Source organism: Ruegeria sp. Ofav3-42 (genome assembly GCF_022347725.1).
Lineage (GTDB): Bacteria > Pseudomonadota > Alphaproteobacteria > Rhodobacterales > Rhodobacteraceae > Ruegeria.
Genome location: NZ_JAKRGB010000014.1, coordinates 56,078 through 80,061 on the forward strand (window position 1 = coordinate 56,078; position 23,984 = coordinate 80,061).

Here is a 23,984-nt window from a genome sequence, read left to right on the forward strand (position 1 = left end):
GCCGGGATTCAGTCCAGCAATTCCAGACGTCTTGCGGCCTGGACTGCCTGAACGCGGTTTTTGACCCCGAGGCGGCGGAACAAAAGCTTGAGATGCTGCTTCACGGTTCCTTCCGTGATGCCAAGCGCCCGCGCGATCATCTTGTTGGGCATTCCATCCGCCAGCAGCGTCAAAATCTCTATTTGACGGTCGGTCAAATCGACCGATCCACACCCGAGGTGATGGCTGGAGGCACGTGATGACAGCATTGCTTCGGGGGCATAGGTTTTTCCATCCACGATCCTGCGCAGGGCGCTTAACAATTCCTCGGAACTGGCCAGTTTGGGAATGAACCCGCGCGCACCACCGTCCAGAACCACCTGAACGGTTCGTGCGTCGTTGGCGCCGGACAGCACCGCTATGGTCAGGTCCGGATGGGCCTGACGGATGGCAAAAAAACCTTCAAGCCCTGCCATGCCTGGCATCGACAGATCCAAGAGCAGCAGATCTACCGGCCCGCCAATTGCCAGTTGATCAAGCGTCGATTGATACGTGCTGGCCGTGGTCACAACAACCGACTCGTCGATCAGCCGCAGGAAAAAGAGGATCCCTTCCCTGAACATCGCGTGGTCATCGGCGTGCAGAACTCTCAGCGGCATCATGGCCCTCAGGTTACGTTGGCATAAGATCAGAATATAGGTTGGCGCGCGGTAGTCTATTCTCCTCATGGGCTGCCGACCCCCATTCTTTATCACTTTCGTAATACGGTGCTGTGGCCGGATTGACGATGTGGGAGAACAACAGGAGTTTCCCGAAGAACGCCCGCCTGGGAACAATCACAGTCCCGGATTCTCGAAAAGTTCCTGATCACATTCCCTGACATACTTAATCTGTTGTTTAGAATTTTGCGAATTGAATCAGGGCTGTTATGCAGGTGCAAGCAACCAAAACCTTGCCGGAAGGCGCGGGAAGGGAAAGATGCGTGACCATGCTCCGGATTAACGTTCTGAACGCCAGTGTCAGACATGCGGTTTTTGTTGTGGCAGCGGGATTGGGCGTTTTGGTGTCGGCTGTCTCAGCTTGGGCGCAATCGCCTGAACTCGATCTGACAGATCATGAACTGGAGTGGCTTGCCGAACATCCTACAATCCGTCTTGGTGTCGATCCCGGATTTCCGCCATGGGAATACATCGACGAGAATGGGGAATACAAAGGCGTCATGCCAGACTATGTGCGGGTCGTTGGCGAGCGCCTGGGTATCACATTCGAGCATGTCGTCGAACCGAAATTCAAGCAACTGACGGAACGCGCCAAGCACAAGACCCTCGATCTGCTGCCCGGCCTCCACATCACGCCTGAGCGCGAGGAGTTTCTGCTGTTTTCCGACGGATATTTCTCGGGATTTGGCGACGGGATTTTCACTCGGGTGGGATACGAGTCAATTCCAGACGTTGACGCGCTGAGCGGAAAGACCGTCGCGCTTGTCGAAGGTCACAATCTGGCTGAAAAGACGATGAAGGCGAACCCGCAGATCATCCCGGCTTATTTTAACGATGTCGCCAAAGCGCTTGAGGCCGTTGCCATCGGCGGAGCGGATGCCGCCGTCGTTGGCATAGCGACAGCTGCGCATGAAATTCGACGTCTGAAGATTGTCAATCTCAAGGTGGCAAGCAGTCAAATAGACAAGCCCTCGGATTGGCACATGGGAGTGCGGAATGACTGGCCGATATTCGTCGCCATTCTCAACAAGGCGCTGGATTCGATTACCGAGAAAGAGCATCTGGTAATCAGAAAGAAGTGGGTAAATCTCGATCAGCCACCGGAACAAAAGGCGATGCTTTCGCTGAGCGATGCAGAGGTCGCGTGGCTGGCCGAGAACCCAGTCGTTCACGTGGCCGCGCATGGGCAAATGGCACCGATAGGGTTTTCGGATGCAGAGGGGCAAGCACAGGGCGTCTCCATCGACATACTCAGGTGGATCGAGAAAGCTCTGCCTGTCACATTCGAGATCTCGACCTACCCAACGTCAACAGAGCTTCTTCGGCAGCTTGAAGACGGAATCGCCGACCTCGTCGCCGCGCTTGGCCGTGCGCCGAAACAAGAGGGAAACGCTTCGTTTACCGCGCCGTACATGACCCTTCCCGTCGCAATTTTCGCGGGCCCCGCGACACCTTACGTGTCCGACTTGCAGGAACTGAGCGGGAAAGCCGTCGCCGTTCTGACAGGCGATCCGGTTGCAGCGCAGATTTCGAATGAGTTTCCATCGATTGAACTTGTTGAATTCGGTAACTCGGCGGAAGCCGTTCGTGAGCTGTCATTGGGGAATGTCGATGCCTTTGTCGGCGATCTTCTGACAACCAGCTATTATCTGGGAGAAGTCGGTCTGACCCAGATCAAGGTTGTCGGCGAAACACCTTATTCCACACGTCTTGCGATGGCCACCCGCCCCGATCAAGCTACGTTGGCGTCAATCATGCAAAAAGCCATAAACGCCATACCTGAAAGCGATATCTCCGCGTTTCGGCAGCGTTGGATCGCGTTCCGCTACGAGCAGGGCTTCGACTACAGCTTGTTATGGCGCGTGCTGGTTCCGCTTCTCGTGGTAACGGCGCTGATTGTTTACTGGAACCGCCGGCTCTCTCGCGAAGTCAGCAGACGGGTGGCGGCAGAAACCAATCTTCAGAGTAAGAATACCCGGCTCAATGAAATGAACGCGGATCTGGAGGCTTATGCCCACACCATCGCACATGGGTTGAAATCACCCCTTGCCGCTGCGTCGCACTTCGTCGAGATCCTCAAGCAGTACCGCTCCGGGAACTTCGATCCGGAGCAGGACAAGCTGCTGGCACAAACCCTGGAAACCCTCAGGTCGAGCGGTGAAACGGTCGATGATCTGCTGTTGATGTCCATGGTTTCGACAAAGGATATCGACACCGAAGAAATCGACACGCAGTCAATCGTTGACCGATCCCTTCAGGTTCTGGAACCGATGTGGGAAGAGGCCGAAGCAGAAATTTCCCTGCCCGACACCTGGCCCGATGCCGTGGGTCATGCCCCGTGGGTCGAACAGATCTGGCTGAACTATCTCAGCAACGCGTTCAAATACGCTCAACGCCCGGCGCAGGTTGAACTTGGCGGCGAGTATTTGTCTCCAGACGTTGCCCGTTACTGGGTTACCAGCAACGGACCCACGCTAACGTCAGATGAGATAAGTCAGCTATTTGTTCCATTCGGTCGTCTGAACACCGATGGAGTGCAAGGGCATGGGTTGGGGTTAGTTATTGTACGACGCATCGCCGAGCGATTGGGCGGCACTGCCGGAGCCGCTGGGATGAAAGAAGGTGGAAACCGGTTCTATTTCACTCTGCCAGCTACAGAACAAAACCGTCAAAGTGACGACGTGGCGGTCACAAGCCCATCTGAAAGCAACTTATGACAGCACAAGCAGCGTCCCAAAGACTAATCTGGTGAAGCCTGAGACTAAACGCTGTTTGGGGTCGCCTTGTGCACCCGATGTCGGCGCTAATTGGTCTTTTTTGGATCAACGAGGCAAAGCTGAAACCTCTGGAAAGTGGCCAGCCTAAAAGCGGTTGAGCTCCAAAGCGTCCATAAAGGCCTAAATTCTCGTTGCATTTGCCTCGCCGACGAAAACGTCAACTTTGCGCGCTTAGCGCTAATTTGCACTTGATACAGCATCTGACACTTTGGGCTCAAAGCCGACCAAAGAAACAAAATGACCCCGCACAATTTCGTGCGGGGTCCCTCAACGTTTAGAAAGTAGCTTAATTCCCAGCCGTAACCGACCCAATTGACCAGAACATCGTCTCGCCCGAAGCATCGTCGACGCCGTCATTGTCGGTCATCACGAACGCCTCGCCCGATGGCAGGATGGCCAAACCTTCGATCTTGTCCAAAACGTAACCGCCGGTCGAGGCTAGATCGGGCAGCAGGTCGCGGACCTCTTGCTTGCTGACCACAGGCAGCGGGCTGCCCAGCGGGGTTGGGGTCATCTCGGACAGCGGGATGCGGTAGATCTTTTTGGTTACCGCGCGGTGGTCGTGCTGGTTGTCGCGTTCGATGACATAGACATGGTCACCAAAGGCCACGATTTCCGACAGGCCCACCCAGCCTTTTTCCGGGTCCGCCTTGGGATAGTGCACAGCACCCCATTCCTTGGTGTCCAGATTGTAGGCCACCAGTTTCACGTGGTGTTTCGGATCGTCCTTCCATTCACGCTGAACGGCCATCCACAGGGTGTCACCAACCTTTGTGATGCCCTCAAAGCCGAAACGCTTTTCCACAGCCATCAGCTCTGGTGGCAGGCCGATTTCGCCCTTGCGGTCCTTGATCTTGCCTTCGGCCGAGACGTGGTAGATCGCATGCGGGATGACACGGTCGGTACGGCCTTCGGAGGCGACGTAGAAGCCACCCTCGCCATCCAGCGTGATGCCCTCAAGGTCCAGCTTCTGCGCCGGGTTGCCGTCCTGACGGTGAATGCGGATCACGTCCACGATACGGGCCGGAGTCCGGCTGGGGTCGATCTTGAAGATCGACGGTTGGAAGCCGTAGAAGCTGTCATTGACCGCGTAGATCATGCCGTCTTCATCCGCGACCAGACCGGACAGAGCGCCCCATCCGATCAGCTCATCCGCGCCTTCCGAGGTCAGATGCGGATAGTTGGCGGGGGCGTCCTGATACTCAAAAATCGACACATGCGCACGCGGGCCGCCATCTTCGATCAGGTCTTTTTCGTTAGCGGACACCAGCAAGTTACGCTCGGGGATCGCTACATAGCCTTCCGGGCCGACGCCCGAGGGCAGTAGCTGTTTAAGCACCGGGTTCGCAGGATCGGTAGCGTCGTAAACACCCACGACCGAGGCGCGCTCGGCCCCGACAAAGATCATCGGCGTGCCGCCAAAGGTTGCAGCGGTCACGCTTTCCGGCTCAACGCCTTTGCTGTCCGAGCGTTTGTCCGGGTAGTGGCCGATCTGGATGATGGCTTTCTCGAAATCGGTGCCGTTTTCATAAACGACGGTGCCGTCCTTGTGGAAAATCGTCCAACCGCGCGAGCCGCCTTCGTAGTCGCCCTCGTTGGCGGTGGCGAAGTGGTTGTCGTCGATCCACTTCACCGCATCAGGCTCGCGCAGGCGACCCTTTTGGCTTTCGGTGAAGATCAGCGCGCCGCGCTCATCTGTAGCGTCGATGCCCTCCAGATCAACCGCGCCGGCCGAGAAATGGCTGATCACGTTGCCGTCCTTGTCGACGACAGCGATGTGGTTGTTCTCCTGCAGGGTGATGACGGTCTCACCCAGGCTGTTGATGTCGACAAACTCCGGCTCAGGATCGGTGGGGGCAACTTCGGCCAGACCGGTCAGCGAGGCCATCTTCATGCCGCCACAATCCAACACGCCGTCTTTCATTGGCACCAACACCAACGACCCGGCGGGCAGCTGAGGGATCACGCCGTCGTTCAGGTCTTCGTCACGCTCGTTTTCGATGGCAACGGCAACAAAGCTGCCATCAGGGGCGATGGCGACGCTGTCGGGCTGACCGCCCAGATCACAAGCTCCGGTTTCGGCCTTACCCGCGATATCGACCGAGATCAGTTTGCCGGACGGGGCAGTGTAGCTTTCCGAAGTGTTCACGCCCACAAAAGCCGTCTCGCCAATGATCCCAACCGAGGTCGGCTCACCACCCACTTCCATCGCACCCAGCGGCGCGGGATTCGCAGGATCTGTGATGTCGACCATGCCAATCACGCCCAACGGGCTGTCAGTATAGACCAGCGTCATACCATCCGCGGTCGCCGCGATGATCTCGGGTGAGGTCTCACGGGTGGTATCGGCCCCGTCGGCCATATTCTTGACGACGGGGAATGACGCAATTCGGTTGAAGTTCATTTCTGCCGCAGCCTGACCGGCGGTCAGGGCAAGGGCAGATGTCAGGCAGACAAAGCGCAATGACATCGGTTGGTATCCTCTCTCACTTGGATGAAAGGGGGATGAACGCGGGTCATTGCAGGAATGTGACGGTTTGTTTGCAGTTTTGTGACAAACCGAATGGCCCCGGCGCGCTTGCGCCAGGGCCTTGTTGGATCAGACCGACAGGCAGACGTATTTCATCTCAAGATAATCTTCCATGCCGTGGTGGCTGCCTTCGCGACCAAGGCCGGACTGCTTGACACCGCCAAACGGACCAAGCTCGGTCGAGATAATGCCCGTGTTCACACCGACGATGCCGTATTCCAGCGCCTCAGCCACTTTGTAGACGCGGCTGAGGTCCTTGGCGTAGAAGTAAGAGGCCAGACCAAAGATTGTGTCGTTGGCCATTGCGATTACGTCATCTTCGTCCTCGAACTTGAACAGCGGGGCCAGCGGGCCGAATGTCTCGTCCTGCGCAACCATCATGTCCTGCGTCACGCCGGTCACGATGGTCGGCTGGAAGAAGGTGCCACCCAGATCGTGCGGCAGACCGCCGGTCAGAACCGCGCCGCCCTTGTCGGTGACGTCCTTGATGTGTTCCTCGACCTTGGCGACTGCTTCTTCGTTGATCAGTGGGCCGGTGGTTGTGCCTTCGGCAAGGCCGTCGCCGATTTTCAACGCTTCGACCGCCGCTTTCAGTTTGGCCGCGAATTCGTCGTAAACGCCGGCCTGCACATAGATCCGGTTGGCGCAGACGCAGGTCTGGCCGTTATTGCGGAACTTGCACATCATCGCGCCTTCGACGGCCGCATCCAGATCGGCATCGTCAAACACAATGAACGGAGCGTTGCCGCCAAGTTCCATCGAGCATTTCATAACCTGATCTGCAGCCTGTTTCAGCAGGATGCGACCCACTTCGGTCGAGCCGGTAAAGGTCAGTTTGCGCACGCCGGGGTTTTCGCAGAATTCCTTGCCGATCTCGCTGGAACTGGAGGATGGCAGAACGTTGAACACACCCGCAGGGATGCCGGCCTGTTCAGCCAGAACGCCCATGACCAACGCAGACAGCGGGGTCTCTTTGGCTGGGCGGGCGACAAATGCACAACCGGCAGCCAACGCCGGGGCCGCCTTGCGGGTGATCATCGCATTCGGGAAGTTCCAGGGCGTGATCGAGGCCGCAACGCCGATCGGCTGTTTCAGCACCATGATCCGCTTGTCGCGCTGGTGGCCGGGGATCGTCTCACCATAAACACGCTTGGCCTCTTCGCCGAAGAATTCGATGAAGGACGCGCCATAGCCGATCTCACCAACGGCTTCAGCCAGAGGTTTGCCTTGCTCGGCGGTCAGGATTTTGCCCAGATCCTCGGCGTTTTCCATCATCAGGTCGTACCAGCGGCGCAGGATCACGGCGCGCTCTTTGCCGGTCAGCTTGGCCCATTCCTTTTGCGCCGCTTCGGCCTGCGCAATCGCACCGGCGACCTGTGCGCGGCTCAGATCCGCGACTTCGGCTACAACGTCACCGCGTGCCGGGTTTGTTACGGCAAAGGTGCCATTGTCGCCATCGACCCACTGACCGCCGATATAGGCTTTGGTCACCAGCAGATCGGGGTTTTTAAGAATGGATTTCAGGTCGGTTGTCGCGTCCAGCATAGGTCAGCCTCCGGCAGTAAAAATTTGTTAGCACTCAAACAGGTGCCCTCCGGATTGTCTATGGCCACCCGTGCGGTCAGATCAATCCAGTTTTCGTATGGTAAACGTGACGTTTTTTGCCTACCGCGCGCATTCATGCGATCTACGGCGTAAGTGTCAAGCCGCCTATCTTTTTTCTCCGGAGTTTGCCAAAGTCCTGCTGGTATTTGATGCCCAAGGGGATGTAAATCATCGTAACATTCCCTATCTTATTGGGTGCATAAGTAAAAAAAGGGATAGGACAGATGTCGAACCAGCAGTTTGACGCGTTGATTCAGGAAACGCAGCAAAAAGTGCGCGAAAGCCAGTCGCAGATTGAAGGTTTGACCTCGCGGATCGAGGCCGCGCGCGCCAAGATTGGCACGAATGAGGCGGATATCGACATCGAAAACGCAACGCTTGAGGATGTGCACGCCCATACCGAGGCGATGAACGCGAACATCGCCGAGTTGATCATGGGTCTGGACGACGTCACCAACGCGTTTTCCAAGGATTTCGACGAAATGCGCTCGAAAACCGGGTGGGAGTCGTTTGTGGGCATCTTCGCCAAGGCTAAATCCGAGTCGATGCGGCAGGAGCGGATGCGCACCGCCAATATCGACGACAAGCTGCAGGACCTGATTGCCAAGTCGGATGTGATCGTGAAGCTGCTGGAAGGCCAGCTGTCGGTGCTGGAAGAGCAGCGCGTGAAGGTCGAGGAGAACCTGACCGGCACGCTGGACGACCGCGAGGCCACCGTGGCCGAGTTGGAGGCGCTGCGCGCCGAGATTCAGGGTATGGACCCGACGATCATCACGCTGGAAAACAAGATCAGCGTCGAACAGGACGCCGCCGCGCGGACCCAGTTGGAGACGGAACTGGCCGAGCTGAATAAGCAATACAACGCCAAGGTTCAGGAAGAGCAGGTCAAACTGGCCAAGTCCCAGACGCTGGAGCGCTATATCGAAAAAGGCAAAACCTGGGTCGATTCACTGCAGAACCAGGCGGCGACGCAGATGGTGCTGATCAACAAGCTGCAGACAGATACGCAGCAGCGCGTGGTGCTGTATGACGCCCTGACCAAATCGCTGAAAACCGCGCAGCAGCAGGACGTGGCCCACCGCATCAACGAGATCGGTGTGCAGACCGACCAAGAGGCGCAGACGGCGATGGCCGCCATCGGCACCGCGACCAACCAGAAAATGGCCGACATGCTTGAGGCGCATGAGGACCACATGGTCTTTGCCCGCGACGTGCTGGAGAAAAAGGCCAAGGCGGATGAACGCTTTGCCCGGCGGTTTGCCTCGATTGTCGAGAAGCATGATAAGAATTTGTATGGGGGGTGAGGTAGAGGGTCGGAAGCCGATATGAAAACGACTACTCTATTGCTCGCAACGGTCTTGTCACTGACCGGACTAACCTGCTTGATTATTGGTTTCGCGACTTACCAATCTGCGGGAACAGTCAATTGGCAGCTCATTCAGATCGTATCTGCCATCGGGCTAGCAATGCCAATTTTAGCATGGCTTTGGGTTTGGATGTTCAATGTGTTCTTGCCATTGTTTCTGTGGGTTTTCTGGAAGTATCTAAGTCTGTTTGAGTGGATACTAGGGATCAAACTCGGAACTTGGTTCGGCAAACAAATCCTTGGCGATCCTATGGCTAAGCACAGCGAAAGAGGGAAATGGCCTTTTTTGCATCGTGAAGTAGCGCAAGCTTTGGAACGCGAAAGAGCTTATGACTGACCCCACCCAAGACCATGTCGGCCTGACCGACACTTTCGCCTCGCGCCGGTATTTCCGCAAATTCGAGGTGATCACCGTCCACCTCCTGCGCGTAGCCGCAACGATGGAGGCCGAAGGCGCGATCTCAAAACAAGAGGTGCGGATCGTGTCGCGTTACCTCTCGGGGCTGCTCTACACCTTCCGCGCGCTGTCCATGAAATACCTGCTGGTCGGGCGCGATACGGGGCGGTTCTTTGGCAGCCTCGCCATGGACAAGCGCGACAGCGGGTTTCCGGTGGCGGCCGAGTTGCTGACCATGGCCAATGACGCGCAGCAGGCGCAGGTGCATCTGGCGAACATGCCCTCCGAGGACGACCTGAAAACCGATATGGTGCGTACGATCATTGGTGATCAGGAAATCCCCACCAAGCTGCAGTTCGCACTGTCACAAAGGCTCTATTACGAGGAATTGCTGAAAGGCCAACTGTTCTGGGCCCGCAATGATCCCGAATGCCACTGGATCGGGAATGAGGGCGAGCGGCGCAAGTTCATGATCCACTGGGCAGTCTATGACAGCCAGATCAACCTGCCGGTCATCTACCTGATGCAGCTTGAGGACAGCGGCAAGACAGCCCTGCCCAAAGACCAGCGCCGCTGGCCCGAGGTGCAGGCGCATCTGATGGCGCAGTCTCTGGGCGGGCTGAAACTGGTGACGATTGCCAAGGGCTTCGATCAGGATTTTGACGATCTGCACCCCAAACACCTGCGCCGTATCCATGTGGGGCCGATGTATTCCTCGGCCTATACCGAACAGTCCGGCCCCCTGCGGCAGGTGCTGGAGGACGCGCAAGCGCCCGAAGGTCAGGACTGGGCCCTGGCCTGGACCACCGAAGAGCTGGAAAGCGAAGAAGTTATCGAAGAGCGCGCCGGGTGGTTTTCTACCGTTGAACGCGAGGTCTTCGCGCTCGACCCGTTCGGCGGGCAGGGGGCCGAAACCGGGGCCACGCGCACCCAACGGTCTATCATCCTGCCCCAGCGCCCGTTTCAGGTGCTGGCCGAGCGCAACCCGCCAGGTTTTGCCGATGTACGCAAGTTCGTCGTCAGCAAGACCGGACAGGTGTTGAGATATTGAAGACAGCAAAGGCGATTTTGAAATGAGTTTGACGTCAGATCAGATGGAATTGCGCGAAGACGACATTCGCAAGCATTATCCGGCGGCGACCGCCTTGCTGAACGGGTTCGAACACGCGCCGCGGATTGCCAAGGCGGTTGAGGCCGCCGTTGAACGGTCTCCGGGCGTGTCCACGGGCCGAAGGTTTCGGTCGACAACGCCGGGGTTGGTGACACGGCGCACGTTACGAGCAGATGGGGTGCATCTGGTCGAACGGATAGAAGCCTCGGATGATGGCGATGCGCTGGTGTCACCGCCGCAGGCCACCACGCAGCAGGCCATTCGCCGCGCCGTTGCCATCGCTCTGGCCGTGGCCGAGGCCTACGCGGAACAAACCCCGCTGGCTGATCTGAAACGCGCGAACCTGGCAGGCGACTTGCCCGCCGCCCGCAAGACCGAATTCTCGGAACTGCTGACGGCCGAGGCGCTGATCACGTCGCACACCTTCGGCAATGCGCTGGCCTATCTGATGTCCTCGCATCTGGGTGAAACCACCGCCGATATTGGTGAGATCGAAGAGGTCCTAACCGACAACGGCCAACTCGCCCTGCACGGCGCGCTGTGGGAGCTGGATCAGACGCTGGCCAAACACGCGCCCGACGATGCTCATCTGATCGCTGCGACCAGCGCCTATGCCGAACAACTGATGGAAAAGGCCGCGCTGCGCGCGCAGTCAGCAGGCCATCTGGCCCCGTTCCAGAACGCCGCATGGCACATCGAGGCTGATGATCTGACGATCCGGGGGTTCGAACCGGCCTCCAAGGCCAAATCCACCACCCTCACCATGACGTTCAAGAAACCGAACGAGGTTGTCGGCAACCATATCGCCAAGTATCAGGCGATGAAGCTGGCCAAGATGGTCATGGCCTATGACTTCGACCGCCGCCTGAACCCGTTTGCCGAACTCGGCGGGTTCATCTTTACCTTTATGGGGGATGGCAAACCGGGCACCGGCAAGACCACCCTGATCCAGATGATGGCCGGGCTGATCAACGACTATTGCCAGAACGCGGGCTATCCGTTCCGCTATCAGAACCTGAGCACCGACAATATTGACAGCTATCAGGGCAAATCCGGCCAGAACGCCAAAGCCTTTATCAACGCGATCATCGACCCCTCGGTCATCGGCTTCGGCACCATCGACGATATCGACCAACTGGCGGGCAAACGCGGCGACCGGCAGTCGTCGGCTGGACAGCTGGAAATCACTGCCGTTCTGATGGAGAGCTTTGCGGGTGCCAACACCGTCGTCCGCGGCAACTGCACGTTTGGCATGTTCTCGAACTACCCCGAGAATGTGGACGACGCCCTGCGCCAGCGGGCGGGCGCGCGGTTCCTGGTGGACGGGCCGCAGACGCGCGAGGATTACATCGACATCCTGCACCTGCTGATGGGCCGCAACCACGACATCCCGCTGGGCCAGCACGAAGCCTACGCCGCGCAGGAAATCAAAAAGGCCGTCGCCGCCAGTTTTGAAAGCCACTCCCGCCCGCACGAGGACGCTTTGCTGCAGGTCTATGACCGGGTCTCCGGCGAGATTGGCCAGATGGACACGATCGCCAAACTGGGCACCTACCTCAAGGCGATCCAGCAGGCGGATGAGCGGTTCACCGGCCGCGCGATCAAGAACATCACCGACGCGGTCAAGGTCCGCGCGATGGATTTCGAACTGCCCGACGAGTGGATGGAAAACCCCGACCTGTTCCTGTTCCGCGACTACGATACAAAGAAAGCGATGATCGAAGACCTGCGCCAGCCGATCACGGTCGAGATGGTGATGCAAGAGATCAATCGCTACGCCGACAGCGAGTTCCGCTATGCCGACAAGAGCGACGAGGTCGCCATCGAGAACGCGGTGCGTGAGATGGGCCGGATGGAAGAGGCCAAGCGGCGGTATCTGGAGGGGAAGAATGCGTAACGCAATAGCCGCCATTATTTCAGTGCTTTGTTTGCCCAGACCGTTCAAAAAATGGCCTCTGGAAACGAGATTCAAGTATTCTCAAAGACTATGGAGAAACCTCGATCCGACCGTTAGGTTTGCGATCTGGGTAACCGTCAGCTTTCTTGTTTTAATCTTTCTCTTTTCGTTCGCACCGGGTTGCGCTCAAGAAGCGACCTGTACCGGATCGAAATACACATATTTCTGGTCAGCTCGACCCAACGAAATTGGTGACACTTTGGCGGGTATTTCTGGGTCAATTGCCTTTTTTTGGTTGATTGTGACAGTAGTACTTCAAGGAAAACAACTCTCTGCTCAACGAAAGGAGCTTGTGCTAAACAGAATCGAAATGAGGGAGCAAAGTAAAGCTACTCAGGAAATGGCTGAATCGCAAAGCGCCCAAGTTCGCCTCTTAGTAGGTCAACAAGAAGTCGTAGATCAGGCAGCAGTACTACTAGGTGTGAAGCGTCGTCTTGAGCATTTAAACACTGAGACAATTACTTACTTCGCTCACCCGAAGGATTCTCCCCATGCCCATATAGAAGGCAGAATTGTTCCAAGGGGAAAGTATGAAACAGAACTAGAGTTTTTCTTAGACCTAAATGAGTGCCTCGAGGAAACGATTGCGCGTCTAAATGAAGATCGCTTGGATCTAGAACTCAGCATCCGAAAAGGTTTTTTCAACCAAAAGGCCGATTTGCAAGAAATACGCTATTACTTGGATGGCCTGCCGGAAAACTACGACAGGTTAACGCTGGCTGGGAAAATGTACCTGAGTGATTTGAAAATATACCGCTCAACGGCGCTATTAAGGGAGATAACAACGCGGGTTTACGAGGAAAGTAACGGTTAGTCATGATCCGCCTCATCGAAAAAGGCCTGATGTTCGGCAACCTCGTCCACATTTCCAGCCCGGCTCTGGTCGAGCGGTATAACCGCGCGCTGCAGCATCTGGCGGGCAAGACCACGGCGCTGACGGATTTCCATGTCGATATCTCGGGCTATTCGCCGGAGGTGGGGATTGAGCTGGAGGACGAACTTTATCTCAACCCCAACGGGGTCAACCGGCAGTTCATCCTGCTGACGACCGAGCAGAAACGCGCGCCTTTGCTGAACGTTAAGTTCTCGACCTCGCGCGATATCCTGCGCGAATTCATCGAGATGAACGAGGCGCAGCTGTTTGCCCTGACCGCCACTGATGCGGTGGCCGGAGAGCTGGTGAACTCGGTCATCAAACTCACCACGCCGCGCGACCTGCTGAACCTACGCAAGATCGAGATTGAGGCCGACACCGCGGGCGGCACCCTGCGCAAAGCTCAGCAACTTGCGAGCATGGTCGAACAGTTCAAAACCAAAGAGGACGCCTGGTTCGACGATGTGCTGATCGCCAGGATGATCGAAACAGCCAAAGAAACCGGCGACGTCACGCGCAACCCCGTCCGTCTTCGCCACACCGCATTCGAGCAGCGCAATTTCTGGACGGCGCATTTCGGCGGGCTGTACCTGTTCCCGGATCTGGATCACCCGGCAGCGATCTGTATGGGCGAAAAGCCAGGCGACATGCCCATCAAATACGTTTTTGATCCTTCCCAGCGGAACCAGATCGCAAAGTTCCTTGGGCTTAACGATTTGGTCGAAACGATCATCGAGGCGCGCGGTGTCAACTCCGCCGCGATTCTGCAACAGAAGATGGACTTCCTGACCATCGACGCTGCGGCGGATGCGGGCGTGGATCTGACAGGGCAGGATCGTGGCGACATGCGGCGGTTGGCCCGCAATCACGCGGATCGCCTGCCCGAAGCCTATCACGGGCTGGCGCAACTGTTGCGCTGGGCGAAGGATGGTGGCCCGTGGCCGCGCATCACCTCGGATCACCCGGCCTATTTCTATACCCTGCGGGCAACCAACACGCCGAACCGCGATCTGGTGAACATGTTGCTGGCCGAACTGGCGCCGCTGGACCCGCGTCAGATGTTCATTTGCCACAAGGAGCTGTTCTACCGCACCTATGCGACCTGGCCGGAAACCAAAAAAGCCTATGTTGCCGAGTTCCTTGCGCGAGAGTATCAGGTGGACAAGGCAGGCGCTCGGGCCGCGCTGTTCGGGCATGAGCCCGACATGAGCGGCAATGACCGGGTCAGCGATGAGGTTATCGCGCGCGTTGGTCCCTGGGGCGCAGTAGGGAGAAGTTAAATGTTGGTCGCACTCCGCTTTCTGATCCCGTTGCTGATCGTGCTGACGGTTTTGTATGTGGGCGTATCAATCTATTCCCGCTGGGTACGGCGCGGTAAACTGATCGCACATTGGGAGAAAAAGGGCATGACCGGCGACCGGGACGCCTTTGTTCAGCGCGGGCTGAAAAAATACGATGGATCGTTTCGCCGCAAACTGATCCTGGGGATTTATGTCGTGCCGCTGGGCCTGATTGCGATCCTGATTTATGTTTCGAATTTCATGTGAGGGTTGCGCTGATGCGTTACGTCAAATGGGCCATCATCATCTTGTTCTGGGGCACGATAGCGGCGGTGTTGAACTACACCTTGCCGCAACATGACGTGGTCCGGATCTCGGACACTTATGAAAAACGGATCGACCCCGGTGAGAACAGCATCTTCTGGTCGGTGCATGATGTCGGCAGCGATCCGACCACGCCAAACCGCGATGTGTTCTTCATTCAGACCCGCAAGACCAACGGCAAGGTCATGGTCTACCGGAACGAGGATACAGGTTGGGGCTGGCCGCCCTATTTCAAGCTGAACTCCTCAAACCTACAGGCCGAAGCGGCGGATCTGAAGTCCACGACAGAGGCGCCCCGCTGGGTGGTTGTACGCCACTACGGCTGGCGCAGCGAGTTCCTGTCGATCTTCCCGAATGCTGTGAAAATCTGGCAGGTGGACAGCCCGGATGTCCGTATCATCCCGTGGTTTAACATCATTTTCCTGACTATTTTCTTCGCTCTGGTTTGGGCCATTTGGGTGCGTTGGCGCCGATTTCGCGAGGCGCGTATCGATCCAATGATGGAGAATGTGGAGGACGGCCTCTATGCCGCCGGCGACGCCATCGAAGAGCAGGGTGGAAAGTTCAGGAAATGGCTGAACAGCTGGAAGTCAAAGTGACGAATGTTGGGACCCGCCTGTCCCAGCTATGACATTTGACCGCCAGATCACCTGACGACAAACTCGGCATGCAATGCCCCGGCGGCTTTGATGCTTTTCAGAATATCGATCATGTCGCGGGGGGACACGCCAAGTGCGTTCAGGCCAGCCACAACCTCGGACAGAGTTGTGGCTTCGGGGATTTCGGCAAGACCGGTGCCCTCTTCCTCTTCTATGCCCGCTATTGTTCTGGGCACGACAACGGTTTCCCCGCGTGCAAACGGGTTGGGCTGAACCGCAATCGGTGCTTCTTCGACCGTCAGGGTCAGGTTGCCTTGTGAAACCGCAACACGGGAAATCCGAACCTCCTGCCCCATGACGATTGTGCCAGAACGTTGATCAACCACGACGCGGGCCTTGGTTTCGGGTTCGACAAGAATGTTCTCTATCCGCCCCAGAGCGTGGGCTGTGGAAATCGCCTCGGTTGCAGCGATATTCAACTCCACCGTTCCGGAATCGCGCATGATGGCCACGGCGCGATTGAACTCAGAGTTGATTGCAGTCTCAATCCGGCCTGCGGTTGTGAAATCGGGCTCCCTCAGCGCCAAACGCATCTGGGTCAGAGTCGAAAGGTCAAAGTCAATCTCACGCTCGACGCGCGCGCCGGAGGGGATCACGCCGGAAGTTGGGACCCCCTGCACGACTGAGGCTGCCTCACCTTCTGCAACGGCGCCACCAGCCAGCACTGTGCCCTGAGCGACTGCATAAATCTGACCATCTGCGGCGTTCAGAGGCGTCATGATCAGTGTTCCACCCAGCAGGCTTTTGGAATCACCGATGGCCGAAACGGTGACGTCAATCTGGCCCCCGACCCGAGAAAACGGCGGCAGACTGGCTGTGACCAATACGGCTGCCACGTTTTTGGGGCGGAAATCCTCACCGTTTACGTTGACACCCAACCGTTCCAGGATGTTTGACATGATCTCTTCGGTAAAGGGCGAGTTTCTGAGCCCGTCACCCGTTCCGTTCAACCCGACGACAAGGCCATAACCGACCAGATCGTTGCCACGCACCCCGTCGAAATCCACCAGATCTTTCAACCGGATCGCACCGCCAGAGGCCAAGCCGGGAAGCAGCAAGAGCAGAAAAACAAGAACCCTCATCTCAGGAAGTTCACCAGCGAAAGGTTCGCGTTGCGAACGGTTACAGAGTACAGACTTTCCAGTTGGAACTGGACCGTTTTCAGCTGCGTGGCTGTTTCGTAGGGGTCTGCCGCGACCAGAGTATTCCGACTGCTTTGCAGACTTGTACGTGCTGCAGTGTTTCGCGTTTCAGCCTGCTCAATCCGCGCCTCGGTCGCGCCGACATCCGCCCTTAGCTTCACCAGTTGATCCTTTGCGTTGACCAGATCGACGCCGAGTTGTTTGAACAATGCCGTTCGCTGCTCGGTCGGGACATTCAGACCGCTGTCCGAGACGACCGCTGCGACCGCTATATCCCTCAGTGCGGCTTTGATGGCCGGATCGGTTGCGGTTACGGGAATCGAGACGCTTTCGTTCTCGGAAACCTGCATGGGCGCCAAAGTCGTGTCGGAACCCTGATAGATCACCGCATCAAATCCGGCGGGATCATTGAACCAGTCCTCGGCTCTTTGCCTGATATCCGCTACCGTGGTCGCCCCGGTCAGTTCCGTCTTGAGCGCGTTGATCAGGTCGTCTGAGGATGGCAGCGGCGAGACGTCGGTTGCGGTGCCGGAATACAGGCTGCGCCCACCGGCGCGGGTGTTCAGCGCCGACATGATCGAATCCAGTTCGTTTCTGGCCTGAACCGATGCGTTTTCGTGGGTCACGGCCTGGTTCGACGTTCCAAAGGACAGCAGCGACGAGGTGACATTCTCGACGGACCCGGCAACCGTGTTCAAGCTTAACTGCATTGCATCGGTGAACAGCCCGGCTTCGGCCGTTGACACTTTGAACGCATCCAATCTGGAAAGGCTGCGATCCAGATCCAGAAGGTGAGAGTAGTCGCCGTCCAGGTGACCGGACAGATCCTGAACCCTTCCCGACGACAATTCGTAAGAGAGCGTTTCGATCTGATTTTTGATTTCGGTCGACCGGGTGCGCAAGGTCAACCCTCGGGCCAGATCACCAATGGAAGTCAGATTCATCATTACAACCTCAGAAGAGTGTCCATCATCTCGTCCACTGTCGAGATGAGCCGTGCATTTGCGGCATAGGTTTTTTCGATCTGCATTAGGTTTTGCAGTTCGGTGTCTGTATCGACGCCGTGTTCGGCTTCGATCTTGGCCATTTCTAGTTGCGAGTTTTTCGCGAAAGTCATGCGCCCTTCGGCGGCGTGGGCATTTGCCCCTGCCTTTGACAACATCGCCTCGGCAATTTCTGCGGCGCGCATATTGCCGGTGCCATACAGGCCGCCTGATACAGGGCGCGCATCACTGAGCACCGATCCAAACGCCCCGAGCTGTGTCGCATCACCCGGATCTCCTGGTGTGGCCGCGCCCAAACCTGCACGCAGTTTCCAGCTGTTTCCACCGGCATCGGGATCGACCACCACATTCAGGCTGATGCGCGAAGCCAACCCGGTCACACTGGCCGCATTGAAACGATTGCCATCGTCAGTGAAGAGGCCAGGGTCAGTCACCGCTGTCGTCGGGTCCAGACCAGCGGTTTCGAACCGTTCGATCAGATCACGGGCGGCCGTATCCAAATGAACCTGTGCCTCAATCGCCAGCTCATCGCGAATTTCGAACTGAGCCGCCAGCGCACCGCCCCGGATTTGCGCCGTGTCGCCACTTGTGCGTACTGGTTGACCATTCATTTCCAGACCCGAAAGCAGGTTGTTCGCAACCGTCATGTGCGACTTGGTTTCGCCTGTCGTCGTGAAGTCGAACAGTGCGGCCGCCCTTTCCAGAAGGATCAGCCCACCATCGGAATACAGGGACACGCGATCATTATCCCGGGCCACAACGTTCACCGGGATCAGTTCGTTTACCTGGTCGATCAGAATCTGACGCTGATCCAGCAAGGCGTTGACGTCACCGCCTGAGTTTTTGATGCTGGGGATTTTGTTGTTCAGAACTTCGATATCCTGCAAACTCTGGTTTAGGCGGTTGACCTGATTGCCGATGCTCCTGTCGGCATCCGACCGGGCCTGACGCAATCCTTCGGACGCCGAGTTCAGACTATCCGCCAGATCGCGCGCGGCGCGCGCAGCCTGATCCAGCCGCACTTTCGAGTCGGGCAGACTTGCGGCCGTGGTCAGGCTGTTTTCAAAAGCAGTCAATCGCGCGGCAAACGACTTAGGATCGTCAACGGACCCCACAGCCTTTTCGAAACGGGTGTGGAAATCTGCTATCGCGTTTGCGCTTGCCAGATTTGCGTCGGAATCGCGTCGATTGGCGGTCAGAACCGGATCCTGATGGCGCGTGACACCGGCGGTGCGCACTCCGTTGCCAGAAATCGGGCTGGTCGCCAGTTCAAGCGAACGGCGCGCGTAGCCCGGCGTCAATGCGTTTGCAATGTTGCCCGAGACAACGGCGGCCCCGCGGCTTGCGGCGGTCAGACCACCTAACGCGTTGTTCAATGCTGTCGTCATGTTCATCGGACAGGTCCTTTCGTTAGCTCAAAGCCAGGATCAGCGTTTGATGTTTGTGGTTTCCTGCAGCATTTCATCAACTGTTTGGATCACTTTGGCGCTGGACGAAAAGGCGCGCTGCGTCTGGATCATCGAGGTTAGTTCGGTCGCCACATCGGTCGTGGATTCCTCGCGCGCAAAGGCGATCAGATCGCCGGTTGGTCCTTCGCCCGCGTTCCACAGAAAGAACGTGCCACTATCGCGCGAGGGTGCGTAGGTCTGGTTGTCCAGCGCCTTCAGACCGTTCGGGTTGGGAACATCGACAAGGGGAATCTGATACACGCGTCGGCTGACACCGCTGTCGTATTGCGCATAGACGTATCCTTTCTCATCCACCTTGACGCCGGTCATCGTTGCAACCGGCGCCCCGTCGCGCGTGATCGACACCGGAGCAAAGGTATCTGACAGTTGGGTAATCCCGGCCTTGTCGCCGATCTGGCCGATATTGATCTCCATCGGGCCGCCATCAACGTTCACGACAAAGCTGCCGTTTGCGGGATCGTAAGCCCCGCCTGAAATGGCAGTGACGCTGGCCAGAGTGCCACCGGCCGTACGGCTGTCAGTGAAGGTCAGCCGATATTCTCCGATCACGGCGCCGCCCGATGCGGAATCCCGTAGCGTCATGGTCCATTCATTGCTTGACCCGGTGGCCGGAACCGTTGGCACAAGCTCGATATTAACGGACTCGGATTTGCCGAGGTTGTCGAAATACTCGACCGACAGGGGCTGCGTGTCGCCCGGAGCGCCTGCATCCGTCGCCGTTGCAGGCAGGTTCATGCGCAGATTCATACTGGTGGTCGGCGATCCGGTCAGTTGATTCACGCTAAGCTTGACAGGCTCAAGCGCTGCGGGCGTATCCCTTGGTACGGTGGGGATCGACCCGTCCGGTCCCGCGGGCCAGCCCAGCAGGACGAGCCCTGATTGCGTGACCAGATGCCCCTGCTCATTGGTGCGGAACGAGCCGGTTGTGGTCAGCAACATCTCGTTCGAATTTGATGCAATCTGAGAACTGGGCCGTACCGGCAGCAGGCCGCGCCCGCGCACCGCAAGGTCGGTCGAGTTGCTTGTCGTCACCAACGACCCACGTTGATCGATCATGCGCTGGCTAGTGGTTCTGACGCCGCCCGCCGAGTAGCTGCCACCCTGACCGGATGTGACCATCGAATGAAAATCGGTCTCGACCCGCTTGTAGCCAAAGGTGGACGAATTGGCGATGTTGTCGGAGATGGTCGCCAGCCGGTTGGCATTGGCCTTCAACGCGGCCACACCAGCATTCAGCGAAGAGGAAATTGTCATTGGTACGCCCTTCTGTTGCGTCAAATCTTGATGCAACAGCTAACGTGCTTGCCCTTAACAGCACGCTAACAGGTAAAATGCGTTCTATCCATTTGGTCTCAGGGGTTTCGCAAGAAGATGATCTCGATCCGGTTGTTGCGAACCGCCATCGGGTTTTCGACAGACAGTTCCCGATCCGCATGCCCCGTGACCCGATCCAGCCTTTGGGCCGTTACACCCTTGTCCTGCAACATCTGGCGAATGGTCTGCGCGCGCGCTGTCGACAGGTCCCAGGCCGGGTTGTGGACCAAAACCACCGGCGACGCGCGGACATGGCCCTCAACCGCGATTGCGTTTTTCACCAGATCCGAAGACCGAGCGACCAGTAAAGTCAGGGCACGCATGATGTTTGTCGGATTGTCGGTGCCCGATTCGAAAAGAGGCTGATCTTCCGTGTCGAACAGCTCAACCACCAGGCCTTCGTCAGTGACGCGCGTGACGATGTGTTTCAGGACCTTGTCCGACACCATGCTTTCACCTGTGCGCCCTAGAAGTGCGGCTTCGAGCGTGGAGAAGTCTTCGGAACTCTCTTTCCCACCGCCGTCCATGTTCACACCGACCGAGCCGCGCGCTTCGCGGGCAACTGTTGGACTTTTCTGGCTGGCACCCGAACCGTCCATAACCATGGTCTTCTCCGAAAACATGTTGTTGCCACCAAAGGCTCCGTCGCCGCCACCCGATACCGGGTTCACGGGGATTGTTGGCGAGAAATAATCTGCCAGCCCTTTGCGTTGTTTTTCCGTCGTTGCATTCAGCAGCCACATCAACATGAAGAACGCCATCATGGCCGTGACAAAGTCGGCATATGCGACTTTCCACGCGCCACCGTGGTGACCATCGCCACCGGACACACGTTTCTTCTTGATGATGATTGGCGCCGCATTGGATTGCGCACCCATCTCCACCACCTTTTTATCACCCGCCACCGGGGTAGCAGTGCAGGTCTTAAGGTGGGCTTAACACTTAAAACTGTCCGGAATTCCCTAATGTGCCAGCGCGGTGCCCGCCCGCCGAAGAATCAATCGCAGGCGATTAAAGCTGTTCTTGACGCCATCCGTTTCGGGTTTCGCGAAAAAGGCGTCCAGCTCATCATGCACACGTACTGCCTGATCCAGAAGGGGATCAGCGCCCTCCGAGTAAAGCCCGGCCTTGATCATCACTTCGGACTGTTCATAGCTGCCAACCAACCTGCGGGCTTCCGAGATCATCTGATTTTCCTCTGGCGATGCCGCGCCGGGAAGGCTGCGCGAGACGGAACGGCTGAGGTCGATGGCCGGAAACCGGCCACGCTCGGCAATGTCGCGACTCAGCACGATGTGACCGTCCAATACACCGCGCAGGATATCCGCGATGGGCTCGTCCATATCGGACCCGGCGACCAGCACGCTAAATACAGCTGTGATGTCGCTCTGTTCCGCCGTTCCCGGGCCAGCCCGCTCGCACAGGCCGGCGATCAGGGGGGTGACCGAGGGCGGAAACCCCCGCAGCGAGGGTTGTTCGCCCATCGCAACGGCGATTTCACGGTGCGCTTCAGCAAAACGCGTTACCGAGTCGGCCAGAAACAGGACATTCAGCCCCTGATCACGCAGATATTCCGCCACGGACATCGCCGACCATGCGCAGCGCCTGCGAGCCAATGCGGATTGATCCGAAGTTGCGGCCACGACCACAGACCGCTTCATTCCTTCGGCCCCAAGCGCATGCTCGACAAACTCGTTCACTTCGCGCCCGCGTTCGCCCACTAACGCCACGACAACCGCGTCCGCTTGCATCGATTTCGCCAGCGTCGCCAGCAAAGTGGACTTGCCAACGCCGGAACCGGCAAACAGACCAACACGCTGACCCTGAACAACAGGCAGCATAGTGTTGAGCATCGCGAGCCCGGTTTCCATCCGCGCGCCCAGCGGCTTGCGCGCGACCGCGGAGGGCGGGGCTCGCATGATGTCCTGCTCCTGAGTGCCCGACAACAATGGCTTTCCGTCCAGCGGTTTGCCGAACGGGTCGACCACACGGCCGAGCCAGTGCATTCCAGGTGCAAAGGCGGGTGTCTGGTTCAGAATCACCCGGTCGCCCAGGCAAACACCATCCGGTGCCGCAGCAGGCAACATGTGAATCAGATCCGATTCGACATGCAAAACTTCGCCCGCCAGATCGGGCGCATTGCGTCGGCGCAAAGTCAGGTGGTCACCGATCCGGGCATGTTGTTGCAGGCCTTCGATTTCTATGACCCCGCGCGCGACGCTGACGACGCGCCCCATGTGGCGCACAGCAGACAACCGGCCGAATTCATGTTTCAGAAGTATCGGGTCGAGATCGGACATCGTGGGTTCTCCAACGGTTTCTGAAAACGGTTTCTAAAGGAATCGGGGTTAAGCCTTGATTGAAATTGATCGAGGGAGAAGCCCCGATGTTCTATGACCTGAACGTCTTTAAGACCGCGTACGCAATGGCAACCCACGCCGGGCAACGACAGGCAGTGATTGCGCGCAACATGGCCAATGCGGATACGCCGGGCTACCAGCCCAGCGATATTGAGGCCTTTCAGAGAGCATTCGAAAACTCTGGTCGTGAGGTCGAAATGACCTCGACGCGACAAGGTCATCTTCACGGCACTGGCGGCCACAAGCCTTGGGCCGAGTTCAAGGCTGCGCCGTCCGGTGATCCGAACGGCAATGGTGTCTCGGTCGAGGAAGAGATGCTCAAGGCTGTCGAGGTCAAGCGTCAGCATGACCGCGCCCTGGCGATTTACAAATCCTCCATGAACATCCTGCGCAGCAGTCTCGGTCGGGCATAAGGAGGTCGAAGAATGAGCGATTTTTCCCATTCCCTTACCGCGTCGGCCAGCGGGCTGCGTGCGCAGGCGGCGCGGTTGCGCCATGTGTCCGAGAACATCTCGAACGCGGACACGCCGGGTTATCGCCGCAAGACGGTCCCATTTGAGGCCATCAACAAGGATGGCAAAGAAATGGTGCAGGCCGGGCGGGTCAAGCTGGATCGACGCACGCTGTCGCGGATTTATGACCCGAGCCACCCGCTGGCCGATGGCACCGGTCATTACCGCGGCTCGAACGTCGATCTGATGATCGAGATTGCCGATGCCCGCGAGGCGCAGCGCAGCTACGAAGCCAACCTCAAAATGTTCGACCAAACACGACAGATGTCGTCGAGCCTGATGGACCTTCTCAGAAAATAAAGGACACCAGTATGGATATCCGAGCCCTCAATGCAGCCCAAAGTTATGCTGGCGCGCGCCCTGCAACGCAAGCTGATCCGGAACACTCCGGAATGGCACAAGGCTTGCGGGCGAGTTTTCAGGATTTTGCCGCGACTCTGAAACAGTCCGAACAAATGTCACAAGCCGCGATGACTGGCCAAGCTGATCCGCACGCTCTGGTACAGGCGCTGGCACAGACCGAACTGGCTGTGGAAACGGCGGTAATCGTACGCAACAAAGTCGTCGAGGCCTATCAGGAAATTCTGCGGATGCCGGTCTGACGC

At 57.7% G+C, this 23,984-nt stretch carries 21 protein-coding genes; 12 read left to right on the top strand and 9 right to left on the bottom strand.

Annotated elements, in window-relative coordinates; translation table 11 throughout:
* Nucleotides 1-8: 8 nt before the first annotated feature.
* Complete coding sequence (locus tag MHN28_RS18620; protein ID WP_239344078.1) at nt 9-638, bottom strand: response regulator transcription factor; 630 nt, start codon at nt 636-638, stop codon at nt 9-11.
* Nucleotides 639-967: 329 nt separating this feature from the next.
* Here MHN28_RS18620 and MHN28_RS18625 point away from each other — a divergent pair, with 329 nt between their 5' ends.
* On the top strand, nt 968-3,415 hold the full coding sequence (locus MHN28_RS18625) for a transporter substrate-binding domain-containing protein (protein ID WP_239344079.1): 2,448 nt from the start codon (nt 968-970) through the stop codon (nt 3,413-3,415).
* Between the two features lie 346 nt (nt 3,416-3,761).
* Here MHN28_RS18625 and MHN28_RS18630 read toward each other — a convergent pair whose 3' ends face one another.
* On the bottom strand, nt 3,762-5,945 hold the full coding sequence (locus MHN28_RS18630; RefSeq protein WP_239344080.1) for an esterase-like activity of phytase family protein: 2,184 nt from the start codon (nt 5,943-5,945) through the stop codon (nt 3,762-3,764).
* Between the two features lie 129 nt (nt 5,946-6,074).
* Nucleotides 6,075-7,550: an NAD-dependent succinate-semialdehyde dehydrogenase gene (locus MHN28_RS18635; RefSeq protein WP_239344081.1), complete on the bottom strand. Its 1,476-nt coding sequence runs from the start codon at nt 7,548-7,550 to the stop codon at nt 6,075-6,077.
* A 284-nt stretch (nt 7,551-7,834) separates the two neighbouring features.
* On the opposite strand from MHN28_RS18635, the gene MHN28_RS18640 reads away from it, so the two are divergent.
* The 8 genes from MHN28_RS18640 to MHN28_RS18675 are packed head-to-tail and all read left to right on the top strand — an operon-like array spanning nt 7,835 to nt 15,518.
* The gene (locus MHN28_RS18640) at nt 7,835-8,914 is read left to right on the top strand and encodes a hypothetical protein (RefSeq protein WP_239344082.1); all 1,080 of its coding nucleotides are present in this window, start codon (nt 7,835-7,837) and stop codon (nt 8,912-8,914) included.
* A gap of 21 nt (nt 8,915-8,935) precedes the next feature.
* Nucleotides 8,936-9,313, top strand: a complete 378-nt coding sequence (locus MHN28_RS18645) for a hypothetical protein (RefSeq protein WP_239344083.1) — start codon at nt 8,936-8,938, stop codon at nt 9,311-9,313.
* Nucleotides 9,306-10,424 carry a hypothetical protein gene (locus tag MHN28_RS18650; protein ID WP_239344084.1) on the top strand — a complete coding sequence of 373 codons (1,119 nt, stop codon included), beginning with the start codon at nt 9,306-9,308 and terminating at the stop codon, nt 10,422-10,424. Before MHN28_RS18645 ends, MHN28_RS18650 begins: the two co-directional genes overlap by 8 nt.
* A 22-nt stretch (nt 10,425-10,446) precedes the next feature.
* Entirely contained in the window at nt 10,447-12,381 is a 1,935-nt protein-coding gene (locus tag MHN28_RS18655) for an ATP-binding protein (RefSeq protein ID WP_239344085.1), read from the top strand.
* Nucleotides 12,374-13,255, top strand: a complete 882-nt coding sequence (locus MHN28_RS18660) for a hypothetical protein (RefSeq protein ID WP_239344086.1) — start codon at nt 12,374-12,376, stop codon at nt 13,253-13,255. Before MHN28_RS18655 ends, MHN28_RS18660 begins: the two co-directional genes overlap by 8 nt.
* A 2-nt stretch (nt 13,256-13,257) precedes the next feature.
* Complete coding sequence (locus MHN28_RS18665; protein WP_239344087.1) at nt 13,258-14,595, top strand: DUF6638 family protein; 1,338 nt, start codon at nt 13,258-13,260, stop codon at nt 14,593-14,595.
* Nucleotides 14,596-14,862: a hypothetical protein gene (locus tag MHN28_RS18670; protein ID WP_239344088.1), complete on the top strand. Its 267-nt coding sequence runs from the start codon at nt 14,596-14,598 to the stop codon at nt 14,860-14,862. It begins immediately after the preceding gene.
* 11 nt (nt 14,863-14,873) lie between these two features.
* Nucleotides 14,874-15,518 carry a DUF1523 family protein gene (locus tag MHN28_RS18675; RefSeq protein WP_239344089.1) on the top strand — a complete coding sequence of 215 codons (645 nt, stop codon included), beginning with the start codon at nt 14,874-14,876 and terminating at the stop codon, nt 15,516-15,518.
* Between the two features lie 47 nt (nt 15,519-15,565).
* On the opposite strand, the gene MHN28_RS18680 is transcribed toward MHN28_RS18675, so the two are convergent.
* From MHN28_RS18680 to MHN28_RS18705, 6 genes are all read right to left on the bottom strand, one after another.
* On the bottom strand, nt 15,566-16,660 hold the full coding sequence (locus MHN28_RS18680; RefSeq protein WP_239344090.1) for a flagellar basal body P-ring protein FlgI: 1,095 nt from the start codon (nt 16,658-16,660) through the stop codon (nt 15,566-15,568).
* Nucleotides 16,657-17,667 carry a flagellin gene (locus MHN28_RS18685; protein WP_239344091.1) on the bottom strand — a complete coding sequence of 337 codons (1,011 nt, stop codon included), beginning with the start codon at nt 17,665-17,667 and terminating at the stop codon, nt 16,657-16,659. The genes MHN28_RS18680 and MHN28_RS18685 overlap by 4 nt, the downstream gene beginning before the upstream one ends.
* Nucleotides 17,667-19,118 (bottom strand): flagellar hook-associated protein FlgK, encoded by a 1,452-nt coding sequence (gene flgK, locus MHN28_RS18690; RefSeq protein WP_239344092.1) that lies wholly within the window; start codon nt 19,116-19,118, stop codon nt 17,667-17,669. Before flgK ends, MHN28_RS18685 begins: the two co-directional genes overlap by 1 nt.
* 33 nt (nt 19,119-19,151) lie before the next feature.
* Nucleotides 19,152-20,447 (bottom strand): flagellar hook protein FlgE, encoded by a 1,296-nt coding sequence (locus tag MHN28_RS18695; protein ID WP_239344093.1) that lies wholly within the window; start codon nt 20,445-20,447, stop codon nt 19,152-19,154.
* A 98-nt stretch (nt 20,448-20,545) separates the two neighbouring features.
* Nucleotides 20,546-21,385 carry a flagellar motor protein MotB gene (locus MHN28_RS18700; protein WP_239344094.1) on the bottom strand — a complete coding sequence of 280 codons (840 nt, stop codon included), beginning with the start codon at nt 21,383-21,385 and terminating at the stop codon, nt 20,546-20,548.
* 84 nt (nt 21,386-21,469) lie between these two features.
* The gene (locus MHN28_RS18705) at nt 21,470-22,807 is read right to left on the bottom strand and encodes a FliI/YscN family ATPase (RefSeq protein ID WP_239344095.1); all 1,338 of its coding nucleotides are present in this window, start codon (nt 22,805-22,807) and stop codon (nt 21,470-21,472) included.
* Nucleotides 22,808-22,893: 86 nt separating this feature from the next.
* Here MHN28_RS18705 and MHN28_RS18710 point away from each other — a divergent pair, with 86 nt between their 5' ends.
* From MHN28_RS18710 to fliE, 3 genes are read left to right on the top strand one after another with little or no spacing between them, the layout of a single operon-like run.
* On the top strand, nt 22,894-23,280 hold the full coding sequence (locus MHN28_RS18710) for a FlgB family protein (protein WP_239344096.1): 387 nt from the start codon (nt 22,894-22,896) through the stop codon (nt 23,278-23,280).
* Nucleotides 23,281-23,292: 12 nt separating this feature from the next.
* Entirely contained in the window at nt 23,293-23,679 is a 387-nt protein-coding gene (gene flgC / locus MHN28_RS18715; RefSeq protein ID WP_239344097.1) for a flagellar basal body rod protein FlgC, read from the top strand.
* 11 nt (nt 23,680-23,690) lie between these two features.
* Nucleotides 23,691-23,981, top strand: coding sequence for a flagellar hook-basal body complex protein FliE (gene fliE, locus MHN28_RS18720; RefSeq protein WP_239344098.1), 291 nt, complete (start codon nt 23,691-23,693; stop codon nt 23,979-23,981).
* The last annotated feature ends 3 nt before the right edge of the window (nt 23,982-23,984 follow it).